The sequence below is a fragment of the Sanguibacter sp. TS_SC_8 genome, assembly GCF_055361235.1.
The window spans coordinates 250,300-276,902 of sequence record NZ_CM143955.1 but is presented as its reverse complement, the minus strand read 5'-3'; the positions used below and the strand labels follow the sequence as shown (position 1 = coordinate 276,902).

At 66.8% G+C, this 26,603-nt stretch carries 22 protein-coding genes; 10 read left to right on the top strand and 12 right to left on the bottom strand.

Translation table 11 applies throughout. The annotated features are described in order from the left end of the window. Nucleotides 1–15: 15 nt before the first annotated feature. Nucleotides 16–981, bottom strand: a complete 966-nt coding sequence (locus ACWA15_RS01160) for a helix-turn-helix transcriptional regulator (protein WP_464057459.1) — start codon at nt 979–981, stop codon at nt 16–18. 63 nt (nt 982–1,044) lie between these two features. Between ACWA15_RS01160 and ACWA15_RS01155 the strand changes: the two genes are divergently transcribed. The 3 genes from ACWA15_RS01155 (at nt 1,045) to ACWA15_RS01145 (ending at nt 3,796) form a co-directional block, all read left to right on the top strand. Next, on the top strand, nt 1,045–2,004 hold the full coding sequence (locus tag ACWA15_RS01155) for an alpha/beta fold hydrolase (protein ID WP_464057457.1): 960 nt from the start codon (nt 1,045–1,047) through the stop codon (nt 2,002–2,004). Nucleotides 2,005–2,241: 237 nt separating this feature from the next. Continuing rightward, the gene (locus ACWA15_RS01150; protein WP_464057455.1) at nt 2,242–2,880 is read left to right on the top strand and encodes a hypothetical protein; all 639 of its coding nucleotides are present in this window, start codon (nt 2,242–2,244) and stop codon (nt 2,878–2,880) included. Nucleotides 2,881–3,106: 226 nt separating this feature from the next. Beyond that, a complete protein-coding gene (locus ACWA15_RS01145; RefSeq protein WP_464057453.1) occupies nt 3,107–3,796 on the top strand; it encodes a PDDEXK family nuclease in 690 nt (229 codons plus the stop codon). Here ACWA15_RS01145 and ACWA15_RS01140 read toward each other — a convergent pair. The 4 genes from ACWA15_RS01140 to uvrA all read right to left on the bottom strand — a co-directional run bounded on the left by ACWA15_RS01140 (nt 3,754) and on the right by uvrA (nt 10,677). Continuing rightward, nucleotides 3,754–4,734 carry a DNA cytosine methyltransferase gene (locus tag ACWA15_RS01140; protein WP_464057451.1) on the bottom strand — a complete coding sequence of 327 codons (981 nt, stop codon included), beginning with the start codon at nt 4,732–4,734 and terminating at the stop codon, nt 3,754–3,756. The two genes, ACWA15_RS01145 and ACWA15_RS01140, sit on opposite strands and share 43 nt — an antisense overlap. Before the next feature lie 1,083 nt (nt 4,735–5,817). Further along, complete coding sequence (locus tag ACWA15_RS01135; RefSeq protein ID WP_464057449.1) at nt 5,818–6,411, bottom strand: hypothetical protein; 594 nt, start codon at nt 6,409–6,411, stop codon at nt 5,818–5,820. Between the two features lie 31 nt (nt 6,412–6,442). Continuing rightward, nucleotides 6,443–7,663: a GmrSD restriction endonuclease domain-containing protein gene (locus tag ACWA15_RS01130; RefSeq protein WP_464057447.1), complete on the bottom strand. Its 1,221-nt coding sequence runs from the start codon at nt 7,661–7,663 to the stop codon at nt 6,443–6,445. Between the two features lie 533 nt (nt 7,664–8,196). Beyond that, nucleotides 8,197–10,677, bottom strand: a complete 2,481-nt coding sequence (gene uvrA, locus ACWA15_RS01125; protein WP_464057445.1) for an excinuclease ABC subunit UvrA — start codon at nt 10,675–10,677, stop codon at nt 8,197–8,199. A 133-nt stretch (nt 10,678–10,810) separates the two neighbouring features. Between uvrA and ACWA15_RS01120 the strand changes: the two genes are divergently transcribed. Continuing rightward, nucleotides 10,811–12,142 (top strand): APC family permease, encoded by a 1,332-nt coding sequence (locus ACWA15_RS01120; RefSeq protein ID WP_464057443.1) that lies wholly within the window; start codon nt 10,811–10,813, stop codon nt 12,140–12,142. 48 nt (nt 12,143–12,190) lie between these two features. Beyond that, nucleotides 12,191–12,808, top strand: a complete 618-nt coding sequence (gene thpR / locus ACWA15_RS01115) for an RNA 2',3'-cyclic phosphodiesterase (RefSeq protein WP_464057441.1) — start codon at nt 12,191–12,193, stop codon at nt 12,806–12,808. Between the two features lie 27 nt (nt 12,809–12,835). On the opposite strand, the gene ACWA15_RS01110 is transcribed toward thpR, so the two are convergent. After that, complete coding sequence (locus tag ACWA15_RS01110) at nt 12,836–13,975, bottom strand: Fic family protein (protein WP_464057439.1); 1,140 nt, start codon at nt 13,973–13,975, stop codon at nt 12,836–12,838. Nucleotides 13,976–14,175: 200 nt separating this feature from the next. On the opposite strand from ACWA15_RS01110, the gene ACWA15_RS01105 reads away from it, so the two are divergent. The 5 genes from ACWA15_RS01105 (at nt 14,176) to ACWA15_RS01085 (ending at nt 19,669) form a co-directional block, all read left to right on the top strand. Next, nucleotides 14,176–14,895, top strand: coding sequence for a hypothetical protein (locus ACWA15_RS01105; RefSeq protein ID WP_464057437.1), 720 nt, complete (start codon nt 14,176–14,178; stop codon nt 14,893–14,895). Between the two features lie 106 nt (nt 14,896–15,001). Continuing rightward, on the top strand, nt 15,002–15,766 hold the full coding sequence (locus ACWA15_RS01100; RefSeq protein ID WP_464057435.1) for a succinate dehydrogenase cytochrome b subunit: 765 nt from the start codon (nt 15,002–15,004) through the stop codon (nt 15,764–15,766). Continuing rightward, nucleotides 15,763–17,769: a fumarate reductase/succinate dehydrogenase flavoprotein subunit gene (locus ACWA15_RS01095; protein ID WP_464057433.1), complete on the top strand. Its 2,007-nt coding sequence runs from the start codon at nt 15,763–15,765 to the stop codon at nt 17,767–17,769. Before ACWA15_RS01100 ends, ACWA15_RS01095 begins: the two co-directional genes overlap by 4 nt. Continuing rightward, nucleotides 17,766–18,515, top strand: a complete 750-nt coding sequence (locus ACWA15_RS01090; RefSeq protein ID WP_464057431.1) for a succinate dehydrogenase/fumarate reductase iron-sulfur subunit — start codon at nt 17,766–17,768, stop codon at nt 18,513–18,515. Before ACWA15_RS01095 ends, ACWA15_RS01090 begins: the two co-directional genes overlap by 4 nt. Nucleotides 18,516–18,820: 305 nt before the next feature. Beyond that, a complete protein-coding gene (locus ACWA15_RS01085) occupies nt 18,821–19,669 on the top strand; it encodes an alpha/beta fold hydrolase (RefSeq protein ID WP_464057429.1) in 849 nt (282 codons plus the stop codon). A gap of 124 nt (nt 19,670–19,793) precedes the next feature. On the opposite strand, the gene ACWA15_RS01080 is transcribed toward ACWA15_RS01085, so the two are convergent. The 6 genes from ACWA15_RS01080 to ACWA15_RS01055 form a co-directional block, all read right to left on the bottom strand. Continuing rightward, a complete protein-coding gene (locus ACWA15_RS01080; RefSeq protein ID WP_464057427.1) occupies nt 19,794–20,012 on the bottom strand; it encodes a hypothetical protein in 219 nt (72 codons plus the stop codon). A gap of 68 nt (nt 20,013–20,080) precedes the next feature. After that, nucleotides 20,081–22,141 carry a glycoside hydrolase family 31 protein gene (locus ACWA15_RS01075; protein ID WP_464057425.1) on the bottom strand — a complete coding sequence of 687 codons (2,061 nt, stop codon included), beginning with the start codon at nt 22,139–22,141 and terminating at the stop codon, nt 20,081–20,083. Continuing rightward, nucleotides 22,134–22,874, bottom strand: coding sequence for a YesL family protein (locus ACWA15_RS01070; RefSeq protein WP_464057423.1), 741 nt, complete (start codon nt 22,872–22,874; stop codon nt 22,134–22,136). Before ACWA15_RS01070 ends, ACWA15_RS01075 begins: the two co-directional genes overlap by 8 nt. Continuing rightward, nucleotides 22,871–23,779 carry a carbohydrate ABC transporter permease gene (locus ACWA15_RS01065; protein ID WP_464057421.1) on the bottom strand — a complete coding sequence of 303 codons (909 nt, stop codon included), beginning with the start codon at nt 23,777–23,779 and terminating at the stop codon, nt 22,871–22,873. The genes ACWA15_RS01070 and ACWA15_RS01065 overlap by 4 nt, the downstream gene beginning before the upstream one ends. A gap of 5 nt (nt 23,780–23,784) precedes the next feature. Beyond that, nucleotides 23,785–24,768 (bottom strand): ABC transporter permease, encoded by a 984-nt coding sequence (locus ACWA15_RS01060; protein WP_464057419.1) that lies wholly within the window; start codon nt 24,766–24,768, stop codon nt 23,785–23,787. A gap of 130 nt (nt 24,769–24,898) precedes the next feature. Beyond that, the gene (locus ACWA15_RS01055; protein WP_464057417.1) at nt 24,899–26,467 is read right to left on the bottom strand and encodes an extracellular solute-binding protein; all 1,569 of its coding nucleotides are present in this window, start codon (nt 26,465–26,467) and stop codon (nt 24,899–24,901) included. Nucleotides 26,468–26,603 lie beyond the last annotated feature (136 nt).

The window sequence follows — 26,603 nt, the reverse complement described above, 5'->3', positions numbered from 1 at the left end:
TCCGGCGGCGTCTTGTCACCTCTTCATCGTTCCACCGTATCGCTGCGTGAGGGCGGTGCCGATGGCGGCGAGGTGGTCTCGCACACCTGGGGGGCTGGTGATGTCGAGCCATTCGACGAGTCCGGCGAGATGGCCGGCGAGCCCGTACTCGCTGGGGCCGCGGATCACGACGGCGATGCGTCCGTCGGCGGTGGCACCTGTGGTCTCGAGGTTGTCGCCGAGCGCGACTCGGAGCAGCCCGATCCCGTCGGGTGCGCAGGTCCCGTGGATCTCGACGGGTGGTGTGCGCTTGCGGTCGACGTCGTCGGCGATCTCCTGCCAGCTTTCGGCGAGGTCGAAGTCCTTGGGGACGTGGACGGGGTGCTCGGTCGGGGCGACGGACGAGACCCGGTCGATCCGGAAGGTTCGCCGCCCGCTCTCCGTGTGGGCGACGAGATACCAGGACGGACCTTTGGCGACGATGCCCAGCGGGTGGACCGTCCGCTCGGACTCGGTGCCTGAGCTGTCGACGTAGCCGAGCTGCACCTGGACGCCGCGGATCACGGCGTCCTGCAGGGCGTCGAGGAAGCGCGGGGGTGGCTGTGCGATGCGCGTCGAGTCCCAGTGTCGCGGGTCCACGACCAGCGAGGATGCCGCGGCCTCGGCTTGCGCTCGGAAGGGCTCGGGCAGGGCGCGCACGAGCTTGCGCAGCGCGGATCGCACGGCCGGGGTTGCGGTCGAGGCAGGGCCGGCGACGAGGAACAGGGCGCGGGCCTCGCTCGCGGTCAGCCCGGACAGGTCGGTCCGGGCGCCCCCGAGGAGCCGCCAGCCGCCTCGTCGCCCCTGGATTGAATAGACGGGGATGCCGCTCATGGCCAGTGCGTCGAGGTCGCGACGCGCGGTGCGCTCGGAGACCTCGAGCTCCTTGGCGACCTCGGCAGCCGTGACCTGCTCGCGCCGCTGCAGCATGAGGAGGATGGCCACCAGCCGGTCGGTTCGCATGCCGACAACACTCCCAGAAAAACCGGTCATGAGGTGACCGGTATAGGTCCTTAGGTTGGTGGCATGAACTCACTGACGAACCCCACCGACTTCCCCGAACCCACCCTGATCGCCGTCAACGGCGTGGAGCTGGAGGTCTTCGAAGCAGGCCGACAGAACGCCGGGAAGCCCCTCGTGCTCTGCCACGGCTGGCCAGATCTCGCCTTCACCTGGCGCCATCAGGTACCCGCCCTCGTCGCCGCGGGCTACCACGTCATCGCCCCCAACCAGCGCGGCTACGGCAACTCCTCCCGCCCGGTGGAGGTGACCTCTTACGACGTCGCGCACCTGGCCGGCGATCTCGTCGCGCTGCTCGACCACTATGGCTACGCGGACGCGACGTTCATCGGCCACGACTGGGGGGCGATGGTCGTGTGGAGCCTCACCTTGTTGCATCCGGCGCGCGTGAACAAGCTGATCTGCCTGAGCATGCCGTACCCCGTGCGCGGAGAGGTCCCCTGGCTGGAGTTCATGGAAGCGGTGCTCGGCAGCGACTACTACTTCGTCCATTTCAACCGCCAGCCCGGCGTCGCCGACGCTGTCTTCGACGAGAACCCGGCACAGTTCCTCGGCAACCTGTACCGCAAGAACGAGCCTCGCCAGGAGCCGCAGCCAGGGATGGCGATGATCGAACTCGCCCGAGCCGAGACTCCCGTGGGCGAGCCCCTGATGAGCGAGAGCGACCTGGCCGTCTACGTCTCCGCCTTCGAGAAGTCCGGGTTCACCGGCGGCATCAACTGGTACCGGAACCTCGACCGCGACTGGCACCTGCTCGCCGACGTCAACCCGATCATCGGCCAGCCCGCCCTCATGATCTACGGCGACCGCGACGCCGTGGCCCCGGCCGAGAACCTCGCCAAGTTCGTGCCCAACGTCGAGGAGGTCCGCCTCGACAGCGGCCACTGGATCCAGCAGGAGAAGCCCGACGAGGCGACCCGCACGATCCTGACATGGCTGGCGCGACACGACGCCACCCCGGACTGAGGTCCGGTGATCGGGTCCTACGCGCTTGCCCCCTCCAGAACTTCCTCTCCAGAAGCCCCCGCCCCACCCGACGCCCCGGCCGCGCCGGCAACCCGACCCCGAGCTCGGCGGTCATATCAGCTCAGGAAGCACCGAACTCCCCAATCCCGGTCAAGATGGGCCGGAAATGCCCCTTCGGCCGTTTTTTCACCCGCTCGCGGCTGGCCAATCGCAGCCTTCTGGCACGAAACTTGTCGCATGACATCCGGCTATGCACGATTCGTGCGCTCCACGACAACAGAGAGGGAGAGAACCGAGCTGGCGTCAGTTGACATACTCGCAGATCGACTCCAAGTATTTATTTCTGATAATTCACAGGATATCGACAGAGTCCACGTTCTCCACGCCTCGAGCTCTGGGGTCGAACACGTGATTGGAACATTCCTCGATGAGATCGATTTCTCACGCCAAGTCGTGCTAACCCCGCAAGACGGTTTTGTAACAAAGGCACGTCCAGACTTCTTTCACAGGCTTGGTCCCGAACGGGGAATCATTGCAGAGGTAGAAAGAGGAGGAACAACAGCGAACAACCATGACCTCAAGGATCTCTGGAAGGCTCACATAGCGATCGATGTTCAACATCTGTTTCTCATCGTACCCAGAGCAAACCTCAACCGAATTGGACAGGTTCGCGAAAGGCCGTACAATCGCGTACTGCATCGAGTAGCCGCCTTCTACGGAGACCGACGTCGAGAGATAGATGTGCTGAGCACCCATGTATTCGGCTACGGTTCGCCGGATGCAGGATTCACGATGCGCGTGACGAGCGACGCGAGTACCTTCGGCAGCCCCGCGGTCATAACGCCCTATGCAAGCAATCCCGTCGACGCGCAGTAGACGACTCTCATACACGCCCGAAGGGGACGGGAATCCTCTGGAAGTTCACTGTCCCGGTCGCTCGCACAGGTCCCCGTGGCGTTAGGCGCTCAGTTGAGGCACCGCTTCGACGAACCTTGACATCGTCCAGTCACTGCGGAAGCAGGATGGAGTCCTGGGCACAAGTTCACCCGATGACGAAGACTTCAGCGCAACCAGGACCCTGTCGATCTGACATACTCGGCGCATGCCAGTTCAAGACGACGCGCGCGAGCTAGAGATGATCCAGATCTTCAATCTCACAGTCCCGGGAGATCGAAGCCGCTCTGACATCGATGCCCATCTCAACATCGATGGACACATCATCAACTTTGAGTTGAAGTCGAGCACAAGCAATTCAGTTTCGACGGTTCGCGATTTCGGCCCAGAACACATCAGGAAATGGCGCGACAATCTCCACTGGATATTTGCCTTTTACAACAAAGCAGGCACCAAATTGGAGTATTGCATCTATGCGTCTCCCGCTGACATGGAGCCCTGGATTGCTGAGCGGGAAGAGTACATTTGGCCGGACCTCTTGTTGGCCAACTCGCTCCCCGCAAGTGCATCCAAGGAAATACTCACGTCAATGCTTGGCGACAAGGATACATACACAAGAGATGATGCCAGATGGATTATGAAGAAGCAGTGGAACTCACAGCAGTATGCTGAGCAAGAGGATGCCCCGGACGGCTACTCACAACTGCGCATGGTGGAGATTCTTCAACTTCGGGCCAAATATGTGATCCTCCGAGGCGCAACGCTCAACAATCCACACATTAGCAAGGCTTTCTTCGAAGGGTTCGAGCAGATCAGGATAGAACACGCCGCACAGCTAAGGGAGTCCGTGCGAGGCTACTTGACGAACGCTGTCGCTACCGAAGTCGCTACCGCGTAGCCTACTGGTGGAGAAACCGAGTTCCCAATCTGTCCTAGCTGCATATATTTCGCGCCCGAAAACTTCCAGGACTCAGGGAACCCCTGAAGAAGAGCAACGTCCGCGACGGAGAGCCTGAAGTGGCCGTTTTTGGCGACAAAGGCACGAGCCGCTTCTCTCGTATCGGCTACTCCATTGGGCCAGACTTCTAGAGCTTCAAACTTCTTCTGAGCAGAGACGCTACTGAGGATAGATGTTGTATGCCTCGGCCCTGTTAGTGCACTCCGAATCGTCGGCGAAACGTCGTCGAATCCGATATCCGATAGGCCCAATGCGGCTCGAACTCCGGGCGTTTCAAGCAAGCTCTCGCCTCCAGGGCGTCCTGTGCGTCGGTGCGACGGCTGAGGACGTGTCCAGTTTTTTTCGAGATTCTTGTTCCTAAATCCGAAGAACACGACACGTCGACGCACCTGGGGTACGCCGTACTCAAACGCTTGCATTGTGACTCGATGCATTCTGTAGCTCCCGGCAAGCGGAGCAAGTATTGTGGAAGCGACATACTCAGAGAAAGTTGCCGATGCCAGGGCAGCGACGTTCTCCGCAACGAAAACTTCTGGACGAGCCTGCAATACAGCGCGCACAAATTCCGGCCACATGTCGCGAGGATCTTTTGCCCCGCGCTGCTTCCCGGCATTACTGAAAGGCTGGCAAGGGGGACCGCCGTGCATTACAGCCAGGTTTCCCTTGTATGTCCGCCAGTCCACGCCTCGAACGTCGCCGTCAGCCCCTCCATGTACGCTCCATGCTGGCCGCGCCAATGTCAGCGTCTTGGCTGCTTCTTCCATAATTTCCCACGAGCCACCGTGTTCGAACCCTGCGAGATCGAAGCCTAGGTCGAGCCCTCCACCGCCGCTAAATAGCGATAGCGTGGAAAGGCCATTTGGCTCGATTGCTGGCATAAGGCTCAGCGGATCGAAAGTGGGTATGTTTATTTCATGGAGCGGGGGCGCCCCCAGTCCTGCCAACGAGGCCTGACGGGCCTCGCGTGACTCGCGCGAACGGGTACGGAAGACCTCTCTTTGGGCTTCTGTGAGGTTGCGAGGCTCGTGAAGCGGGTCTGATGACGAGATTCTGCTGGGTACGGTACGGGCGGCTTGGCTCACGCGCTTACGTTACCCGCTGCGGCTGACATTGTCAGCTGGCAGCGTAAACTGTGGAAAACCCGACAAGGCACGCAAGGTGTGGCGTCGGTGCGCTCTCCGGCCATCGCAGATCGCGACGGCCTCCGGGAGTTGATCCCCGCCTGTCGCCCAAACACCCGTGACCCGCCCGGCCGCCATCAACTTGCCGGCACGGGTGGTGCGTCAAACCCGACAGAGTCCCGCTCAGATCGCCCTGCTGCACCTGTGCAGCGACCACCGCACCATAGAGAACATGCAAGGCACGCCTGCGGGCAGGCGAGAAGGCCAAGCGGGACGTCCTGCGACGCATCGACGCGCGACAGCCCGCACGCCTCCAAACCTCCAAACCCTACCCACCCGCCCTCGTCGCAACCCGCCGAACTGCGAGGCCGCTGCCACCAGCGAGGAACCATGCTCGCGTAGGCCGCGGCGATCCTGGGCGCCGAACCCAGCCAGTTCGGTAAGCTCGAATGCGGAACATGCATGGACATCTACCCCCACCGCCTACTGGCTAACCGCCGGCTGACACGCTGTGGTGGATCGTTCACCGGGTCGAAATAGCTCGTAGCGCTTCCCGCTGGTGAACATGAATCGAACCACGTTCTCACAATCGACACACACGGACACGTCACTTCAAGACATGGTCCGCGCCCGCAATTTGGCTACAGGGCAGCACGCACCGGCAACGAAGAGTCTCCGATATAGAACTCTCGCCGCCTTGTCTTAGAGGCTCCCAGGTCGCGCGCTCGTCGCCGAGTTCGATCTGATTTGGCGATCAAGGATCAGCAACCTGCGCCCACGTCACCTCGTCCCATGCGTGCGGACCGGGCACCCATCCGACTAGCGCAGATTGACATCAGTCTACGGAAGACCGCTTATGTTGACGTCAAGCTCCTTAAATCCGACTAAGAGATTCTTGACCTTCGCATACTCGCGAGCGGGATCCAATTTTAACTGCACCTTACCAGATGATTGATGGGCAAGATCTCCGCGTTCGCTAGCCCAGGCATCGAGTTCCGCCAACCAAATTGTGTCAATTGTACTGGCACTCATTCCGATGGGAAGGACTAGACTCAGGACATTTGTTTCCCGAACTCCGTGGTTAAACACTCGAACTCTCTGATTGAACCGGGCGGCAGCGTCGGCAAGCCGATCATCGAAGAGGCGCGCCTGTTTCTGTGGCGGACGCAGTAGAGATGTCGGAGGTTTTCCGCTCACTTCGTCATAGGCAAGCAATGCCGCAATCGTGATCGAAGGCCGGCCGTTTGAGGTCCAGTCGTCGACCTTCGAATCGAGATGGGCAGAAACTGCATCCTCTAGGTAAGACTCGAACTCAGCATGCACAAGAAGGCGAAATGCTGCGGTTCGCTGATGTGCGCGGTCGGGATAGAGGCCGGTCGCGGAGAACTTCGCAGGCAGCATGAACCTGCGTAGCGTCGTCACACGCTTCTGCATGTACGTATAGCGCACTGTTGTCATCGTGCAACTACCGCAACCTCAAGACGCGGCCTGCGTCAAGGACGGGCACTGCTATGTCAAGGCCAGTGACATCTCTCAGCCCCTCTCCCCATACGGAAAGCCGAGCATGCAGCGCCTCGATAGTCTTTGTCGACGTTTGCATGGCTTCCACGAACGTTGGATGGCCATCTGAGAGCTTCCGGAAGAGCGCCTCCACCTCTGCTGCGCGTTCCAGTGCGAGGAATCTAGTTTCACGGTCGCTGAAGTAGAATACCATAATGTCGAATACCGCACGATTAAAGCGTCGTTCATAAATGGACCTGTCCGGGTTCCACCTACAGAACGCATTCTTCTGAAATATCGTGAGCGCCGCCGCCACTGCCTCATCAAACTCCGAAGCCAAGCCTCTGATCCGATCTTCCTCCGCGTCCCATTGTGCATTGAGTTTGTCGCTGGCGTCGTCGAGGAACTTCTTCAGGCTTCCTCGATATGTCTCAAGCGACGTTTTCAGCGCAAAGAATCGTAGAAGAATCTCCACATCCCGCATCCGAAAGTCCGGTCGGTCAATGTTTAGCGCATGCTGGAGCTCAGTGCTTTCCGAAGCGTGATCGTCGAGGAAATCTGTAAACGGCCCTGGATGGAGTGCCTGCCTCAGTTCTTGCGGCGACAAAGCGACGCTCCCGGTGTTAAGTCGCAGGAATACAAGATTCAGAAATCCCTCGTCAGGCCAGTTCCTAACTACGACAGTACGGATAGTCTGGTTGAGAAAACTGTTCAAGTCATCCTGAAGCCCAAGTTGATTTTCGAAATCCTGCAAACTGAACCGTTGAAGATCTGGTCGAACTTCGAGCGCGCCCAATCGGAGAGGCATCAGACTACCTTCAGGATCACTGTCGAGCGATGAACCTTTGGCAAATTGTGACAAGGTAAGCAGGCGTTGCTTGCCGTCGAGGACTATAAAGGAGCCCTTGCGTCGCTTATCTTCGGCGAGGACTATTTGCGGGATGGGCAACCCGAGGATCAAGCTCTCGATGAATCTGCTTTTTCGCGCACGATCCCATGCGTCGCGTCGCTGAAATCGCGGATTTAGTTGGATGTTGCCCCTGCGCATCTGACTAAGAATCGTCTCGCTAGTCCAGTCCGTGTCTGTCACGAACGCAGACGTTACGTCCCGTAGTTCAACCGGCTCTTCATCGTCGTCGTCATCTACGAGGTCGACCTCTGACGGTTTCGAAAGTTCATTGTCCATGCCTGCAATAGTTCCACAGAGTGCGTCGTTTGGTGCTCAACCTGGCCCAGCCGATCGGATTTCGGCGGTTCTCTGCGTCAGTTCTTCGTCAGGCTCGATCCTCCATCTGGGTACTGGCGCGAGGCGTACCAACCTGGGCGCACCTGCTGACAGCATGCTGCCATGTGCACCTCTCAGGTTCAACGCAAAGCTTCAGGCGCCAAGGTGTGGCGACAACGTCCGGGCCCGCACCTTTGGCAAGCTGGTACTCCTCCCACCGTCGAGTGCACCCAGAGCACCGGGTTGCAGTGCAGCTTGACCAGCAACGTGCCGCCCTCGGCGTTCTCCATCCGGAAGGTGTGCACCCGGATCCATCGACGGTCCGGAAGGACGCCGGGATGACGTTGGCGACCAGGTCGTAGGTGGCTTCCTCAGTGGAGAACTCCATCGGGAAGTCCCGCACATCCGGCAGGACGCCCATCTCGTCGTCGAGGGATGTGCTGCCGCAGATCCTCCGTGCCCTAGCCCCCCACCACCGGTTCCGCGACCCGCCCCTACCGTTCCTTCCTATGCGCCACCAACCGCGTCGCCAAATACGGCGCCGTAGCACTCCCCTCCACCCGAGCGATCTCCTCCGGCGTCCCCGTAGCCACCACGCGCCCCCCGTGGTCCCCACCCCCAGGCCCCAAGTCGATGACCCAGTCCGCACTCACAATCGTGTCGAGGTCATGCTCAACCAGCACCACCGTGTTCCCAGCGTCCACCAACCGGTGTAGCTGCCTGAGCAGCAGCGCGATGTCCGCCGGGTGCAGCCCCGCCGTCGGCTCGTCGAGCAGGTACAGTGCGTGCCCGCGGCGGGCGCGCTGCAGCTCGGTCGCCAGCTTGATCCGCTGGGCCTCCCCGCCGCTGAGCTCGGTGGCGGGCTGGCCCAGGCGCAGGTACCCCAGTCCCACCTCGCGCAGCGTCGTCAGGCTGCGCGCGGCGGCGGGCAGGTCGGCGAGGAAGTCGGCGGCCTCGTCGACGGAGAGTCCGAGCACGTCGGCGATGGTCTTGCCGCGGTAGACGATCTCGAGGGTCTCGGCGTTGTAGCGGGCTCCGTGGCAGCTGGGGCACGGGGCGTACGTGCCGGGCAGGAAGAGCAGCTCGACCGAGACCGAGCCCTCCCCCTGGCAGGTCTCGCAGCGTCCGTCGGCGACGTTGAAGGAGAACCGGCCGGCGCCGTAGCCCCGCTCGCGGGCCTCGGGGGTCGCGGCGTAGAGCTTGCGCACCGCGTCGAAGAGGCCCGTGTAGGTCGCGAGATTGGAGCGCGGCGTGCGGCCGATCGGGCGCTGGTCGACGCGCACGAGCCGGTCGAAGGCCTCCAGGCCGGTCGCGTCGTCGACGTCGATCTCGAGCTCGGCGCTGTCCTCGTCGTCGGGCGCCTGGCCGAGGTGGCGGCGCACCAGCTCGGCGAGGACCTGGGTGACCAGCGTCGACTTGCCCGACCCGGACACTCCGGTGACCGCGGTCAGCACGCCCAGCGGCACCTCGACCGAGACACCGGAGAGGTTGTGCCGGCTGATCCCGTGCAGGTGCAGCCACCCGTGAGGGGTGCGCTGGTGTCGCTCGAGCGGTTCCGCGCGGCCGAAGAGGTACTTGCCGGTGACCGACGCCTCGACGTCGGCAAGACCGGCGACCGGCCCGGAGTAGAGCACCTGTCCCCCGTGCTCACCGGCTCCGGGGCCGATGTCGACGACCCAGTCGGCCCGGCGCACGATGTCCAGGTCGTGCTCGACGACGAACAGCGAGTTGCCCGCGCCCTTGAGCGAGTCGAGCACGTCGAGCAGCGGCTTGGCGTCGGCCGGGTGCAGCCCCGCGGACGGCTCGTCGAGCACGTAGACGACCCCGAAGAGCCCCGAGCGCAGCTGGGTGGCGATCCGCAGGCGCTGGGCCTCCCCGGGCGAGAGGCTCGTGGAGGTGCGCCCCAACGAGAGGTACCCCAGCCCCAGGTCGAGCAGCACCTGGATCCGCTCCACGAGGTCGGCGCACAGGCGCACCGCCACCTCTGTCCCCTCCCCGGAGTCGGCCGACGACGTCGCCGCACCCGCCCCGGTGAGCTCGGCCACCGGACGCAGCAGCGCCACCAGCTCGACGAAGGAGAGCGCGTTCGTCTCGGCGATGTTCAGCCCCCGGAAGGTGACCAGCAGGGCGCCGGACTGCAGCCCGGTGCCGTGGCAGAGGGTGCACGCGGCGCTGCGGACGAAGCGCATCGCCTTGTCTCGCATCATCTGGCTCTTGGAGGTGGCCAGGACGTGGTGGACGTGCGCGCGGGCGCTCCAGAACAGCCCGTAGTACCCGTGGTCGATGCGGTCCCGCTCGGGCTTGATGAGCACCTTGGGCTGCTCCTCGGTGAACAGCAGCCAGTCCCGGTCCTTCGCCGTCAGCGCCCGCCACGGGAGGTCGACGTCGATCCCCAGCCCGGACACGATGCTCCGCAGGTTGGCGCCCTGCCAGGCCCCCGGCCACGCGGCGATCGCGCCCTCGCGGATGCTCAGCGACGTGTCCGGCACGAGGAGCTCCTCGCTGACGTCGTGCTCCTCGCCGAGCCCCTGGCAGCGCGGGCAGGCCCCGGCCGCGGTGTTCGGGGAGAACGCCTCCGCCCCGAGCCGCGACGCACCGGGCGGGTAGGTGCCGGCGCGGGAGTAGAGCATCCGGACAAGGTTGGACAGGGTGGTCAGGGTGCCCACGGTCGAGCGGGAGGTCGCGGCGCCGCGGCGTTGCTGCAGCGCCACCGCCGGCGGCAGCCCGGTGATCTCCTGCACGTGGGGAGCGCCGACTTGCTGCAGCAGCCGGCGGGCGTAGGGGGCCACCGACTCGAAGTAGCGGCGCTGCGCCTCGGCGTAGAGCGTCCCGAAGGCCAGCGAGGACTTGCCCGATCCGGAGACTCCGGTGAAGGCGACCATCGCGTCCCGGGGCAGGTCGACGTCGATGTTCTTGAGGTTGTGCTCGCTGGCTCCGCGGACATGGACGAAGGAGTCGTTCGGATCGTGGGGCACGCCTTCCAACCTAGGCGCCGCCCGTCGGCTCCGCAGCGTGGGGAGCGCTCGAGCACCACCGGGTCCCTGACCAGCCACGACCCTGAACGGGGCTCACCAGGCGAAGCCGGGGAACTCCTGGCACGGTATTCCTATGACCACCCCCCAACCCACCCTTTCTCGCGCCATCAGCGGCCGCCTGCTCTACGTCTTCATCCTCGGCGACGTGCTCGGCGCGGGCGTGTACGCCCTGGTCGGCATCATGGCCGGGGAGGTCGGGGGTGCGGTGTGGCTCCCCCTCCTCGTCGCGCTCGGGCTCGCACTGCTCACCGCCGGGTCCTACGCCGAGCTGGTGACCAAGTACCCCAAGGCCGGCGGTGCGGCGGTGTTCGCCGAGCGGGCGTTCAAGAAGCCCGCCCTGTCCTTCCTCGTCGGGTTCTCCATGCTGGCCGCCGGGGTGACGAGCGCGGCGGGGCTGTCCATCGCCTTCGCCGGGGAGTACTTCACCACCTTCATCGACGCGCCCACCAAGCTCGTCGCCGTGGTCTTCCTTATCCTCGTCGCGCTGCTCAACGCGCGCGGGATCCGGGAGTCGCTGCGGGCCAACGTCGTCATGACCGCGATCGAGCTCTCCGGCCTGCTGCTCATCATCATCCTGGCCGCGATCGTGCTGGGACGCGGCGACGGCGACCTGTCCCGCGCCCTGGACTTCAAGGAGGACACCACCCCGGCCCTCGCGGTGCTCGGGGCGTCGCTGCTCGCCTTCTACTCCTACGTCGGCTTCGAGACCTCCGCCAACCTCGCCGAGGAGGTCAAGGACGTCCGCCGGGTGTACCCGCGGGCGCTCTTCGCCTCGCTGCTCACCGCCGGCGTCGTCTACGTCGGCGTCGGCGTCGCGGCGGTCGCCGTCGTCTCCCCCGACACCCTCGCCGGCTCGACCGGACCGCTCCTGGAGGTGGTGAGCGTGGCCGACGTCGTGCCCGAGCGGGTGTTCGCCGCGATCGCGTTGGTCGCCGTCGCCAACGGGGCGCTGCTGACGATGATCATGGCCAGCCGCCTCACCTACGGCATGGCGGCCCAGGGCCTGCTGCCCCCCGTGCTCGCCCGCGTCCTGCCAGGCCGGCGCACCCCGTGGGTGGCCATCGTCGTCACGACCCTCGCCGCGATCATCCTCGTCTTCACCGGCGGCCTCCAGGTGCTCGCCGAGACCGTCGTGCTGCTCCTGCTCATCGTCTTCATCAGCACGAACGTCTCCGTGCTCGTGCTGCGCAAGGACCACGTCGAGGAGGACCACTTCCGGGTGGCGACCATCGTGCCGGTCCTCGGCGTGGCGAGCTGCCTGGGCCTGCTCACCCAGCAGAGCGCCGGAACCTGGCTGCGTGCCGGGATCCTGCTGGCGGTGGGGGCGGTCCTGCACCTGCTGACCCGGTCGGCGTCCGCCGCGGGCAAGCCTGTTGAGCCGACCGAGCCCGCTGAGGCCCACTGAGACCCGCTGAGCCCACCGGCGCCGCGGACCGCGCCATAGAGTGAGGGCGTGCGACTCTTCGCGGCGATCACCCCGCCGGCCGAGGTGCTCGACCATCTCGAGACCGCCCTGAGCATGCTCGGCCCGCTCCCTCCCCCGGCCGTCCGCGCCGGGCGGGCCCCGCGCGGCCACCGCCGCCACGTCGCGGCGAGATCCCCGTGGACCCCGCGTTCCACCTGGCACCTCACCTTGGCCTTCTTCGGCGACCTGCCCGACGGCGCAGCGCCGGACCTGGCGGCCGCCGTCGGGCAGGTCGCCGGGGAGATCGAGCCGTTCACGATCTACCTGGCCGGCGCCGGGGCGTTCCGCAGCACCGTCATGTGGGTGGGAGTCGGCGGCGAGACGGACCCGCTCGGGGCGGCCATGCGCGAGCTGGCCGGCGTCCGCGACGACCACACCACGACGCGCGACGCCCGCGAGCGCAACCGCGCGCACCTGACGATCTCCCGCGCGGGGTCGATGGTCGACTCCGCGCACGTGGCCCACGCGCTGGCGGTCTACCGCGGCCCGGAGTGGACCGTCGAGGCGCTCGAGCTCATCGAGTCACGCCCCGGCCAGGGAGCCCTGGGCCGCCCGGTGCACACGGTCCTGGCGTCGTTTCCGCTGGGGGGTGGGGGGTCGTTCTGACGCGGCGGTCGCGCGATACCCGGTGGCCTACGCGTACAGCGCGCTGCGGAACCCCGGGTAGGGCTCCACCAGATCGTCGCCCTCGCGACGCACCGCGACGATCTCGTCCAGCCCCTCGCCCGCCACGTAGTACCTGCCCTTGGTCTCCCCCACCGCCCGGAGCAGCCCGGCGTCGGCTAGGCGTTTGAAGTCCCGCGTCGCGGACCGCTCGTCGATCTGGGCCGTGCGCACGTACGTCGACCTGCGCACGCGGAACCCGACGACCGCGGAGAACAGCAGGTCCAGGGTTCGCTCGGGGAGCCCGTGGAGGCGGGCGGCGTCGTCGAGCATGTCCCACACGACGGCCGCGCGCGCCATGCGGACCTGGACGGTCTGCGCCTGGAAATGGTGGGCGCGCAAGCAGAACTTGAGCCAGAGGTGCGCGTCCTGCTCGGGGCTCCACACCCCCGCGCTGGACTTCGCCAGCACCTGGTAGTAGTCGTCGGTGTTGCGTCCGAGCCATTCCTCGATGCTCGACAGCTCGGGGGCGCTCAGCCCGGCGCGGGTGAGGACCAAGGTGTGCAGCGCGCGGGCCATCCGGCCGTTGCCGTCGCGGAAGGGGTGGATCATCACGAGGTTGAGGTGGGCCATCGCGGCCTGGACGAACGGGTCCTCCCCGGTCCGGTCCGCGAGCGCCGAGATGAGTTCCTCGACCAGCGCGGGGACATCCTCGGCCGCCGGCCCCTCGTAGACGTTGCGGTTCACCTTGTCATCGTGGACAAAGATCTCTCCGCGTCGGTACTGCCCCGGGCTCTTGTCGGGTGCGTGAGAGAGCAGCATGAAGTGCATGCTGCGCAGCACCGAGGAGTCCAGGGTGAAGTGCTCGTCGGCCGCGGTGGCCAAGACAAATCCGAGCGCCTGCCGGTAGCCCCGGATCTCGGCGAAGGTGCGCGCGTCGGCGCTGATCGGCTCCTCGCCGTCGATCGCGGCGTCGGCCTCGTCGAGCTCGACGTCGTATCCCTCGATGCTGTTGGATCCGCGGATGGCGCGGGCGACGGCGGTCCGGCGCAGGCGGCCGACCCAGCGCCGGGGCGTGCGGAGGGAGTCGGACAACGTGGTCCGCATCGCCTCGAGCTCGGTGAGGACGCGGGTGTCGTCGAGGTCGAGGACTGGGGTCGCGTAGATCATCGGTGTCTCAATGTCTCTATTCTTAGGACAGGAACCCGATCGTACGCCCCCTGTCTCAAGAATAGAGACATTGACACAGGGCCGCTGGCTTGTGCGACGACGAACGGGCCCCCGGCCCCGCCCGGGCACCTCTCCCCATGGCGCCCCACCTCCTGAAGGACCAAGATCAGGGCAGTCCCCCACCAGTTCGGAGCCCCATCATGTCCACGTCCGCCCGTCTCCCCCTCGCGTCCGCACGACGCCGCGCCACCGCAGCCGCGGCGCTCGCCCTCGCCGCCCTCCTCACGGTGACCGCCTGCTCGAGCAGTGCATCCGACGAGACGACGGCCCCGGACAGCACGAAGAGCACCGAGGAGTCGAGCACCGACAACGAGTCGCAGGACTCCGAGTCCTCAACCACCGGCATCCCCGCGTCCTGGGCGGCGTCCATCGACGACGGCAAGGAGCGCTACCCGGGAATCGGCTCGACCGGCCAGGGTGACTTCGAGTGGGCGTGCCCGCTCATGGACACCGTCGAGGTGGACGGCGAGACGATCGACGGCTCGATGACGACCTTCTGGAAGCTCGACGAGGGGGTCTACGAGGTCGAGTGCAGCTTCTACGAGGACACCCCCGCGGGCGTCGGCTTCGCCCAGGCCGAGGACGAGGCCGCGTACGCGGCTCTGGAGGAGGCCACGGACGCCTTCACGCAGGACGGCAACGAGCAGGTCCAGGAGGCCGTCACCATCGGCGAGCGCGACTACGTCCTCGTCACCTGGACCTTCCCCACCAACCCGGACGCCGGCCCCAAGGCCGTCGCCTGCTACCTCGACGAGGCCACACTCTCGCGAGCCTGCCTCACGGTGGACAACTCCGACGCGCGCAGCAAGGACTACGACGTCCACCAGGCCGCCGAGGAGCTCTCGGCGATCCTCGGCTGATCTGACACCACCCGGGATGGAAGTCCTACTCCATCCCGGTTCAGCGCCCCTACGCTCCGAGTGACGCGCAACACACCGCGTCACCAGCAGCTACCCAGGGACGCCCATGCCTTCCCCCACCACCCTCCCCGGAGCCGAGCCCGCGGCCCTGGCCACCGGCCGGATCACCGACGCCCGTGTCCGCAAGGCCCCGCTCATCCCGTCCTGGGTACTCAAGCTGGTCATGGCCGTCTCCGGCTCGATCTTCGCGCTGTTCCTGCTCGTGCACATGTTCGGCAACCTCAAGGTGTTCACCGGCGCCGAGCACTTCAACGAGTACGCGCACTGGCTGCACACGATCCTCGAGCCGTTCCTGCCGTGGAACGGGGTGCTGTGGATCCTGCGGATCGTGCTCATGGTTGGGCTCATCGGCCACGTCGCCGGTGCCTTCATGCTCAAGTCGCGCGCCCGCAAGTCCCGCGGCAAGGTCGTCCGCAAGCGCCTGCCGCTGAAGACCTTCGCCGGGCGGAACATGCTCGTCACCGGCATCGTGCTCTTCGCCTTCATCGTCTTCCACATCATGGACCTCACCCTGGGCACCACCGGCGTCGCCCCGGAGAGCTACACGGCGGGCACCACCGAGGCGTCCTTCGCCTACCAGAACCTCGTCGCCAGCTTCGAGCGCCCGGCCGCGTCGGCGTTCTACATCCTCGCGCTGCTCACGCTGTTCCTGCACCTGGGTCACGGGCTATACACCGTGGTCCACGACCTGGGTATGACCGGCAAGCGCACCCGCGCGATCGCGTTCGCGATCGGCGGCCTGATCACCCTGGCGATCCTGCTCGGCAACATCCTCATCCCCATCGCGGTGCTCACCGGAGTCGTGAAATGACCACCACCGAGATCCCGGCCGAGATCCCCACAGAGCTCCCCACCCAGCTCCCGACCACCCCCGAGTCCAAGGTCCCCGGCGTCACCCGCGGCGAGGCCCTCGACGGCCACGTCCCTGACGGCCCGCCGGCCACCGCCTGGGCCCGGCGCAAGCTCGCCTACAAGCTCGTCAACCCCGCCAACCGTCCGAAGTTCAAGGTCATCGTCGTCGGCACCGGCCTGGCCGGGGCGGGCGCGGCGTCGGCCCTGGGTGAGCTCGGCTACGACGTCCACTCCTTCACCTATCACGACGCCCCGCGGCGGGCGCACTCGGTCGCCGCGCAGGGTGGCATCAACGCCGCCCGGGCCCGCAAGGTCGACAACGACTCGATCGAGCGGTTCGTCACCGACACCGTCAAGGGCGGGGACTTCCGCGGCCGCGAGGCCGACGCCTTCCGCCTCGGTGAGGAGTCCGTCCGCGTCATCGACCACCTCAACGCGATCGGGGCGCCCTTCGCCCGCGAGTACGGCGGCGCCCTGGCCACCCGCTCCTTCGGCGGCGTGCAGGTCTCCCGCACGTACTACACCCGCGGCCAGACCGGCCAGCAGCTCCAGGTCGCCAGCGCCCAGGCCCTGCTGCGCCAGGTCGACGCCGGCTCCGTCACCCTGCGCACCCGCCACGAGATGCTCGACCTCGTCGTCGAGGACGGCCGCGCCCGCGGCGTCATCATGCGCAACCTGCTCACCGGCGAGATCACCGCCCACACGGCCGACGCCGTCGTGCTCGCCACCGGCGGGTACGGGAACGTCTTCTACTTCTCCACCCTGGCCAAGAACTCCAACGCCTCCGCCGCCTGGCGCGCGGCCCAGCGCGGCGCGCACTTCGCCTCGCCGTCCTTCATCCAGTTCCACCCCACCGCCCTGCCGGTGAGCTCGCGGTGGCAGTCCAAGACCATCCTCATGAGCGAGTCGCTGCGCAACGACGGGCGGATCTGGGTGCCGGTCACCCCCGGCGACATGCGCGCCCCGGGCGACATCCCCGACGCCGAGCGCGACTACTACCTCGAGCGCCGCTACCCGACGTTCGGCAACCTCACCCCGCGCGACGTCGCCTCGCGCAACGCCTTCGAACAGATCACGGCGGGCCGCGGCGTCGGGCCCTTGAACAACAGCGTGTACCTCGACTTCCGCGACGCGATCGCCCGCCTGGGCCAGGCGAAGATCGCCGAGCGCTACGGGAACCTCTTCGAGATGTACACCCACGCGACGGGTGAGGACCCGTACACGGTGCCGATGCGCATCGCGCCCGGGGCGCACTTCACGATGGGCGGGCTGTGGTCCGACTACGACCAGATGACCTCCATCCCGGGGCTGTTCGTGGGCGGGGAGGCCGGCTGGGGCTACCACGGCGCCAACCGCCTCGGCGCGAACTCGCTGCTCTCGGCGTGCGTGGACGGCTGGTTCACCCTGCCCTACTCCATCCCCAACTACCTCGCCCCGCTGCTCGGCACACCCCGCCTGCCCGACGACGCGCCAGCCGTCCGTGAGGCGCTCGAGCGCGCACAGACCCGCGTCGATGCGCTGCTCGGTGCCGACGGTGCGCACGGGCCCACGTACTTCCACCGCCTGCTCGGGGACATCCTCTACGCCGGCTGCGGGGTGCACCGCACGGCCGAGACGCTCACGACGGCGATCGCGGAGATCCGGGAGCTGCGCGGGCGGTTCTGGGCCGAGCTGCGTGTCGCCGGGACCGGGGACCACCTCAACCAGGAGCTCGAGAAGGCCGGTCGGGTGGCCGACTACCTCGAGCTCGCCGAGCTCATGTGCGTCGACGCCCTCGACCGGGAAGAGTCCTGCGGGGCGCACTTCCGCGGCGAGCACTCCGTCGACGGGGAGGCGGCGCGCGACGACGACCTGTGGGCCTTCGTCTCCGCGTGGGAGGTGCCCGGCAACGGGGCCTTCGTGCGCCACCACGAGCCGCTGACCTTCGACGCCGTCCCGCTGCAGAAGAGGAACTACAAGTGAAGCTCACCCTGGATGTGTGGCGGCAGGACACCCCGGCCGGGCCGGGGCGGTTCGAGACGTACGTCGTGGACGACGCGACCCCGGAGATGAGCGTCGTCGAGCTGCTCGACCGGCTCAACGAGCAGCTCGTGGAGACCGGCGGCTCTCCGGTGGCCTTCGAGTCCGACTGCCGCGAGGGCATCTGCGGGGCGTGCGGGGTCACGGTCGACGACCGCCCGCACGGGGCGCAGCCCAACACTCCCTCCTGCCACCAGCGGTTGGCTCGGTACGCCAACGGGGACCGGGTGCGGATCGAGCCGTTGCGGTCGGGGGCCTACCCGGTGATCCGGGACCTCGTCGTGGACCGCTCCGCCCTGGACCGCGTGATCACCGCCGGCGGGCACGTCGCCATCAACGCCGGCACCGCGCCCGACGCCGACTCCGTCGCCCTGGACTTCGCGGCGGCGGAGATGGCCCTCGACTTCGCGGCCTGCATCGGCTGCGGCGCCTGCGTGGCGGCCTGCCCCAACGGCGCCGCGCACCTGTTCGTCGGCTCCAAGCTCGCCCACCTCGCCGCGCTGCCCACGACCAAGGCCGAACGCGGCAAGCGCGCCCGGGCGATGATCGCGGAGATGGAGCTCGACTTCGGGCCGTGCTCGTCCTACGGGGAGTGCGCGTCGGTGTGCCCCGCCGGGATCCCGCTGAGCGCGATCGCGGTGGTGAACAAGGAGAGGTTGAGGGCTGTGCTGCGCGGGCGGAACACCTGAGCGGTCCCGGCAGCCGACATCTGACCGCGGAGTCGTCTATTCCGCGTCAGGTCGTCTATCTGGATAGACGACTCAGCGCGAAACAGACGACCCCGCAGACGGGTCCGTGCTGGGCGATGTTTCACGTGCAACACGGGTCGGCGACGCGGCCCCTCGCTGCGCGCGAGGCGACGGGATCTCCCAGAATCACCGGTCTCAACTCCTGGTACGAATCGACGAGCGGTTGCGGCGGGCCCGATCGGCCTCTTGGGTAGGTCTAGCCGGGAAGACGTCCGTCCTCCCCGTCGACTGGACAGGAGACCACCATGCCGTTCGTCACCGCCGGGACCGAGAACTCCGCGAGCATCGAGATCTACTACGAGGACCACGGCCCCGCCGACGCCGCCCCCGTCGTCCTCATCCACGGCTACCCCCTCGACGGGAGGTCCTGGGAGCGCCAGACCCGCGTGCTGCTCGATGCCGGCAACCGCGTCATCGCCTACGACCGCCGCGGCTTCGGCCGCTCCAGCCACCCCGCGACCGGGTACGACTACGACACCTACGCCGCCGACCTGAACGCCCTGATGGAAGCCCTCGACCTGCGCGACGTCGCGCTCGTCGGCTTCTCCATGGGCACCGGCGAGGTGGCACGGTACCTCGCCACCTTTGGCACCGACCGGCTCAGCCGCCTCGGCTTCCTCGCATCCCTCGAACCCTTCCTCCTGGAGACCGACGACAACCCGACCGGGGTCCCGCAGTCCGTCTTCGACGGCATCGCCAAGATCTCCCGCGCCGACCGCTTCGCATGGTTCACCAAGTCTTTCGACGACTTCTACAACCTCGACGAAAACCTCGGCTCCCGGATCAGCGAGGATGCCGTCCACGCGAGCTGGGCCACCGCAGCCGCGAGCGCGCCCGACGCCGCATACTCCGTCGTCCCGACCTGGCTCACCGACTTCCGGGCCGACGTCGCAGCGGTCCGGGCTGCCGGCCTGCCGACGCTCATCCTGCACGGCTCCGCCGACCGGATCCTGCCGATCGACTCGACCGGACGCGTCTTCCACGAGACCTTCCCCGAGGCCACCTACGTCGAGATCGAGGGCGCCCCGCACGGCCTCCTGTGGACCCACGCCGACGAGGTCAACGCCGCCCTGGCGGACCTCCTCGCCCGCTGACCCGCTGACCGGCCGGGCCCGCCGGGCCCGCAGCGACGGGGTCGTCCATTTCGCGCGGAGTCGTCTGTCTGGACAGACGACCTGGAGCGAAACAGACGACCCCGTCGGGTGTGGTCAGCTGGCGTCAGTCCTGCGTCCCGCGCAGGTGCCTGATCGCCTCGTCGACCTCAGGATCGGAGAGGTGGGCGACCACCTCCGCCTCCTCCTCGATCTCCTCGTGCGAGGCCTCCTCGGCCGACCCGTCCTCGGCCCGCTCCCCGTCCACCCGGTCGTCGTCCCCGATGCCCGGGACGAAGGTCGGGACCACCACGGGTCCTTCTCCGGCAAATCCACCTGTCGTCATGATGAGCTCCTTCAGCGTCGTTGCTGGGTGTCGTTGGATCACCCCATCCTTGCCCAGCCGCAGGGAAATCACCCCCCGAGGTTCCCGGCGAGCTTCCCCACCAGCTCCCCCAACGCACCGTCGCGCGCGAAGACCGGGATGACGCCCAGGGGCGCCGCCTCCTCGACCCACGCACCGCCGTCGTGCACGGTGCCGGTGGACAGCGAGGTCCAGGACGACCCGGCCGGCAGGTACACCTGACGCGAGCGCACCCCGGCAGCCAGCACCGGGGCCACGAGCAGCGAAGGGCCGTAGAGGAACTGGTCGGCCACGTCCCACGCGCCCGGGTCGCCGGGGAAGTCGTGGAAGAGCCCGCGCATGATCGGCTGGCCGTCGGTGTGCGCAGAGGCCATGAGGGCCCGGGTGTACTCGCGCAGGTCTTCGCGGAGGAAGGCGTAGCGGGACAGGATCTCGTAGACCTCCTCGCCGTAGCTCCACAGCTCGTTGTCGGCGCCGGTCGCGCAGCGCCGGGAGCCGTCGGCCGCGCGCACCTCACGCGCCGGGCCGCGGTCCCCGTGCAGACGCATGACCGGCATGAACGTGCCCATCTGGAACCAACGCACGAGCAGCTCGTGGAAGGCCGGGTCCTCGACGTGACCGCCGCCGAACCCGCCGATGTCGGTCGTGAACCACGGGATGCCGGCCACGCCCATGTGGATGCCGGCGGTGACCTGGCGGCGCATGGAGGCGAAGGAGGAATGGATGTCACCGCTCCACACGAGCGCGCCGTAGCGCTGGGACCCGGCCCACGCGCACCGCACGAGGTTGACCGAGTCGACCTGGCCGCTCGCCACCTGGCCGTCGTAGACGGCCCGGGAGAACAGCTGGGGGTAGATGTTGCCGACCTCGAGCGCCTGGCCCGCGAAGTAGCTGTACGCGCCGAACTCGAAGAAGGCGTACTCCGGCTCCGCCTCGTCCAGCCAGAAGAGCTTGACCCCGGGGTAGTTCGCGGACAGCTTCGCCCACAGCCACTCCCGTGCGGCGGGGTTGGTCACGTCGAGGAACCGGCTGGGCCCTTCGAAGGACATCTGGATGTCGACCCCGCGGTTGGACCGCACGAGGTAGCCGAGACGGTCCAGCTCGGCGAAGTTCTCCGACGCGAGGGAGACCTGCGGCCACACCGAGACCATGAGCTCGATGCCCAGCTCGGTGAGCTCGGCGACCATGGCGGCCGGGTCCGGCCAGAACTCCTCCTCGAAGCGGAAGTCGCCCATCTTCGGCCAGTGGAAGAAGTCCGCGACGATGACGTCGATCGGCAGGCCGCGGCGGGTGTGCTCGCGCGCGACGGCCAGCAGCTCCTCCTGGGAGGTGTAGCGCAGCTTGCACTGCCAGAACCCCAGCCCGTGCTCGGGCATCATCGGCACGTGCCCGGTCGCCTCGGCGTAGCTGCGCGCGATGTCCGACGGCGTCGCGCCGACCGTAACCCAGTAGTCGAGCTGGGCGGTGGACTCCGCGAACCACTCGGTGCGGTTGGTCGCGAACGTCGCCCGCCCCACGGCCGGGTTGTGCCAGAGGAAGCCGTAGCCCACGCTCGACATCACGAAGGGCACGCTGACCTGGGAGTTGCGGTGCGCGAGCTCGACCGTGGTGCCCTTGAGGTCGAGGATGTCCTGCTGGTACTGGCCCATCCCGTAGAGCTTCTCGTCGCGGGCGGCGACGAAGCTCGTGCGGGCGCGGTAGGTGCCCCCGGGCAGCGCGTCGAAGTCGCGGGCGCGCAGCTTGAGCGCCCCGCCGTGCTCTTCCTCGGCGAACAGGAGTGTGCCGGCCGCGTCGAAGAACTCCAGCCGGCAGCGCGAGCGGGTGTAGCCGGCCTGCCAGTCCAAGAACTCCTCCGCGGTCGCCACGACCCGGATCGCCCCGTTGGTCAGCGTCGCGACCTCGGTGTTCCCGGTCTCACCGGCTCCGATGACGACGACGCTCGTCGCGGCAGCCGGGTCCGGGGGCAGCAGCGCCCAGTCGGTGTCGAGGATCGGTCCGCCGAGCACGGCGCGCACGCGCACCGAGTCAGCTCCCCAGGGTTCGACGACGAGGGTCTCGCCGCTGCCGCGCCAGAGCAGGCGGTGGCCGTCAAGCAGGAAGGCGTCAGACACGGGAGGGCTCCTTGGTGAGATGAGGTGCGGTGGGACTCGGTGCGGCAGAGCTCAGTGCAGTAGAACTCGGTGCGGTGGGATGGACAACAGGGACAGCCGACGCCGCGGACGCCCGGGGCAGCACCCCGGACTGCCACACGTACGCCATGATCGCGTAGGCCGGGGCTCCCACGCCGAACACCACGGCCAGGCCGGGCAGCACGTAGTACAGCCCGAGGGCGACCGCGAGGATCCCGGCGCTCATGAGTGCCAGGACCGGGCGCGCGATCGTCAGCACGGCGCTGCGCCGCAGGATCCGCGCGGGGCTCTCCGCGAAGTGCGCGTGCAGCACGAACACCGTGGCGCTCACCACGAGCAGCGCCACCGTGAGGATCCACAGCAGCCCGGTGAGGGCGGGCCCGGCCGCCATGTCGACGGCCCGCAGCAGGCGGTGGTCGTAGACGACCACCGCCCACCCCGCCGTGAGCACCAGCCCGATGACGTTGGCGCTGACCAGCTCGCTGCGCCAGACGTCGTGGAACTCGCGCCACAGCGAGGGACGGTGGCGCCCGCCCTCCCAGTCGGCGGCCTCCATGTGGTCGCGGCGCAGCACCGCGAAGACGGCCGCGGTGGCCGGGTAGACCCCGAGCACGACGCCGCCCAGCAGGACGTGCGCGATCCACAGCAGCTGCAGGTGTGCGAGCCGGAACCCGGCGTCGCCGATCCGGGTGTGCCAGCCCACGACGCGGTTCATCCCTTCACCGACCCGATCATGACGCCCTTCTCGAAGTACTTCTGCAGGAAGGGGTACAAGATGATGACCGGGAGGGTGGAGACCACGATGACGCCGTACTTGATCTGGTCGGCGAACTGCTGGCCGTAGCCGCCCCCGGTGCCACCCGCCCCGCCCGCCCCGCCGGCGAAGGCGGAGTTGGAGATGAGGATGTCACGCAGGACGATCTGCAGCGGCTGCTTGTCGTAGTCGCGGACGAAGATGAGGCCGGTGAAGAAGTCGTTCCAGTGCTGGACGATGTAGTACAGCATGATGACCGACAAGATGGCCTTGGACAGCGGGATGGCCATCTTGAAGAAGAACTGGAAGTCGTTGGCGCCGTCGAGCGTGGCCGCCTCGTGAAGCTCCTGGGGCAGGGAGTGCTCGTAGAAGGCCCGCGCGATGATGAGGTTGTAGACGTTGAGGGCCCCGGGCAGGATGAACACCCACATGTTGTTGAGCAGCCCGATGTCGCGGTAGAGCATGTACGTAGGGATGAGCCCGCCGCTGAAGAACATCGTGAAGGCGAAGAACAGCATGAGAGGGCGACGCGGGGCGAAGTCGCGGCGCGAGAGCGCGTAGGCGGCCGGGATGGTGACGACCATGTTCACGGCCGTCCCCAGGACCGTGTAGACGACCGTGTTCCGGTACCCGTTCCAGATCCGCTCGTCGGCGAAGATCTGCTCGTACCCGAACCAGTTCACCCCTCGGGGGATGAACGAGACGTCCCCGGCCTGCACCAGCTGTGGTGAGCTGATCGAGGCGATCATGACGAAGTAGATCGGGTAGAGCGTCACGAAGACGATGACGACGAGCGCGACGGACACCATGAAGGTGAAGAGGATGTCGCCCGGCGTGGCGTGCTTGAGCTTCTTGAACATGGTCATTCCCTTCACCACAAGCTCGTGTTGGAGACGCGTTTCGCGATCTGGTTGGTGATGACGAGGAAGGTGAAGTTGATCGCGGTGTTGAACAGCCCGATCGCCGTCGAGTAGCTGAACTGGGAGCCGAGGATGCCGATCTTGTAGACGTAGGTCGAGATGACCTCCGAGACCGGCAGGTTCAGCGTGTTCTGCATGAGGAAGATCTTCTCGAAGCCGGCGTTGAGCACCCCACCCATGTTGAGGATGAGCAGGATGACCATGGTCGGGATGAGGGCCGGGAAGTCGATGTGGCGGATCACCTGGAAACGGTTGGCGCCGTCGATCTTCGCCGCCTCGTAGAGCTGGGTGTCCACGCTGGCCAGGGCCGCGAGGTAGATGATCGAGTTCCACCCGCAGTGCTGCCACACCTCGGAGATGACGTACACCGGCACGAAGGTGCTCGTGTCACCGAGGAAGTTGACCCCGGTGATCCCGAAGTTCTCCAGGAAGCGGGTGATCAGGCCGGTGCTCGGGGACAGGAACACCTGGAGCATGCCGACGATCACGACGATCGAGATGAAGTGCGGCAGGTAGGTCGCCGTCTGGGTGAACCGCTTGCGACGGCGGCTGAGCACCTGGTTGATGAGGATCGCCAGCCCGATGGGGGCGAAGAACCCGAAGACCAGGGTGGCCAGGCTGATGGTCAGCGTGTTGCCCATGAGGGTCCAGAACTGGGGGGACTCGAAGAACTTGACGAAGTACTTCAGGCCCACCCATTCACCCCCGGTGAGGCCCTTGGCGAAGTCGAACTCGCGGAAGGCGAGCTGGATGCCGTACATCGGGCCGTAGGCGAAGACCGCGGTGAAGCCGATGGCCGGCAGCAGCATGATCCACAGCTGCCACTGCCGGGCGAAGTGACGCATGAGGCGCGGTCCGGGCTTGGTCGGCCGGCCGGCGATGGTGGTGGGAGTCTTCTTGGCCTTGGGTGGCTGTCGGTCGATCGCTACTGCCATGACGCGCCCCTCTGCTCGTGCGGTGGCTGGCCGCAGGATGAACGATCGGCGTCAGTGCCGATCGACTCGGTGTCCGGGCCGCCCGCTGGCGGGCGGCCCGGACGGTGGTCGCAGGTGCGACCGCGGAGCGCTACTTCGAGGCGATGTACTCGTCGTAGTACTTCTGGTGGATCTCGTCGTTCTGGGTGACTCCGAGGGTCCCGAGCTGGGAGACGTACTCGTCCCACTCCTCCTCGACGCCGCCCGCGGTGACCCACTGGGCGAACTTCGGCATGGCCACGCCCATGATCGCGGTGTTGTTCAGCGCGACCGTGGACAGGTCCTCGGCCGAGAACTTGACGAAGGGTCCAGGCCAGACGTTCTTGTCGACGTCGAGAGCGTCGAAGGCCCCCTGGAGCGGAACCGCGTCCTCGACGGCCTCGGCGAGGTCGCTCGGGAGCTCGACGGTGAGGTCCTCACGGATGAAGAACGCGCCGTTGTCCGCGAGCGAGGACGTCCACTTCCACGTCGAGGGGTCGAGGTTGGCGTCCGCGGGCGCGAGCACCTTGAAGTCCGTCTCGGAGACCTTCTCCACGTTCGTGGGGATGTCACCGAAGAGCACCTGCAGGGAGGTCTCGGGGCTGTAGAACTCGTTGATGACCCGCAGCGCGGCGTCCTTGTTCTTCGCAGTGGCGGACATGGTCACGTGGTTGCGGGTGAGGTTCTCGTAGTCGTAGGACCACGACGCGGGAGCGCTCTGACCGGCCTCGGCGAGCAGCGGGGCCATCGGTGCGTACTGCTCGTAGACGCCGGGACCGAAGCGGTCCGAGCCGGACCAGCCCCAGGAGAAGCCGACCCGGGCCTCGTCGCCGGTGCCGCGGGCCACCGACTGGTAGGTGGAGTAGTCCTGGGTGAAGGCCTCTTCGCTGATCAACCCGGCCTCCCAGCACCGGTTGAGGAAGGACACCATGTCCTTGTACCGCTCGTCGGCGAAGAGGTTCTTGACGGTTCCGTCCTCGACGATGATGCCGGAGCCACCACCACCGGAGGTGGTCATGCCCGTGCTGCCCAGCAGTGCGGAGGGGTTGAAGTAGCCGAAGCCACCGGTCCCCACGGGGGCGAAGTCGAAGGGGATCTCGTCCGCCTGGCCGTTGCCGTTGGGGTCGCCGTCCTTGAAGGCGACCATGACGTCGAAGAGCTCGTCCCAGGTGGTCGGGGTGGCCAGACCCAGGGTGTCGAGCCACTGCTGGTTGATGTACTGGTGGGTGATCGCCTGCGGCCAGAACTTCTTGTACGAGGGGATCGAGTTGATCTTGCCCTCGAGGGAGGTGGCCATGAGCTCGGCCCCGTCGACGTCCGTGAACATCTCCTGGACGTTGGGGAGCGCCTCGAGGTCGTCGCTGAGGTCTTCGAAGAGGGAGCCGAAGGTCGCCAGGTCGGAGTCGGTGATCGCGTTCGGGCCGATGATGAGGTCGGGCACGTCACCGGCCGCGAGCATCGGGTTCTTCTTCTGGTCCCAGTCGGCCGAGACCTCTTCCCACTTGATGGTGACGTCGGCGTTCTTCTCGAGCTCGGCGACCCATGCCATGTCGGTCATCTTCTTGGTCAGCGGGTGCTTGAGGACGAGGATCGAGACCGTCCGCCCGTCGCCGGGCTCCGCCTCGGATCCGCCGCCGCAGGCGGTGAGCACCAGGGACGTGCTGAGAACGAAGGCAACCACGCCGGCGCTCTTCGTCAAGCGACCGCTTCGGGTGTGCTGGGTCATCTGTCTCCTCCTTGAGACGTGCGCCAAGGGCGCGGGGGGTGTGGGACTTTTGGGTACAGCTCAGGCAGCCGTCGCGGTCGGGGCCGCGGCA

Excerpts from the sequence above, each read along its gene's own strand:
- ACWA15_RS01100 (WP_464057435.1), top strand. The coding sequence starts at position 15,002 with ATGCCTTCCCCCACCACCCTCCCCGGAGCCGAGCCCGCGGCCCTGGCC.
- ACWA15_RS01080 (WP_464057427.1), bottom strand. The coding sequence starts at position 20,012 with ATGACGACAGGTGGATTTGCCGGAGAAGGACCCGTGGTGGTCCCGACC.
- ACWA15_RS01130 (WP_464057447.1), bottom strand. The coding sequence starts at position 7,663 with ATGGACAATGAACTTTCGAAACCGTCAGAGGTCGACCTCGTAGATGAC.
- ACWA15_RS01155 (WP_464057457.1), top strand. The coding sequence starts at position 1,045 with ATGAACTCACTGACGAACCCCACCGACTTCCCCGAACCCACCCTGATC.
- ACWA15_RS01065 (WP_464057421.1), bottom strand. The coding sequence starts at position 23,779 with ATGACCATGTTCAAGAAGCTCAAGCACGCCACGCCGGGCGACATCCTC.
- ACWA15_RS01120 (WP_464057443.1), top strand. The coding sequence starts at position 10,811 with ATGACCACCCCCCAACCCACCCTTTCTCGCGCCATCAGCGGCCGCCTG.
- ACWA15_RS01070 (WP_464057423.1), bottom strand. The coding sequence starts at position 22,874 with ATGAACCGCGTCGTGGGCTGGCACACCCGGATCGGCGACGCCGGGTTC.
- ACWA15_RS01160 (WP_464057459.1), bottom strand. The coding sequence starts at position 981 with ATGCGAACCGACCGGCTGGTGGCCATCCTCCTCATGCTGCAGCGGCGC.
- ACWA15_RS01150 (WP_464057455.1), top strand. The coding sequence starts at position 2,242 with ATGACATCCGGCTATGCACGATTCGTGCGCTCCACGACAACAGAGAGG.
- ACWA15_RS01095 (WP_464057433.1), top strand. The coding sequence starts at position 15,763 with ATGACCACCACCGAGATCCCGGCCGAGATCCCCACAGAGCTCCCCACC.
- ACWA15_RS01140 (WP_464057451.1), bottom strand. The coding sequence starts at position 4,734 with ATGCCAGCAATCGAGCCAAATGGCCTTTCCACGCTATCGCTATTTAGC.
- ACWA15_RS01060 (WP_464057419.1), bottom strand. The coding sequence starts at position 24,768 with ATGGCAGTAGCGATCGACCGACAGCCACCCAAGGCCAAGAAGACTCCC.
- ACWA15_RS01145 (WP_464057453.1), top strand. The coding sequence starts at position 3,107 with ATGCCAGTTCAAGACGACGCGCGCGAGCTAGAGATGATCCAGATCTTC.
- ACWA15_RS01110 (WP_464057439.1), bottom strand. The coding sequence starts at position 13,975 with ATGATCTACGCGACCCCAGTCCTCGACCTCGACGACACCCGCGTCCTC.
- ACWA15_RS01085 (WP_464057429.1), top strand. The coding sequence starts at position 18,821 with ATGCCGTTCGTCACCGCCGGGACCGAGAACTCCGCGAGCATCGAGATC.
- ACWA15_RS01135 (WP_464057449.1), bottom strand. The coding sequence starts at position 6,411 with ATGCAGAAGCGTGTGACGACGCTACGCAGGTTCATGCTGCCTGCGAAG.
- ACWA15_RS01105 (WP_464057437.1), top strand. The coding sequence starts at position 14,176 with ATGTCCACGTCCGCCCGTCTCCCCCTCGCGTCCGCACGACGCCGCGCC.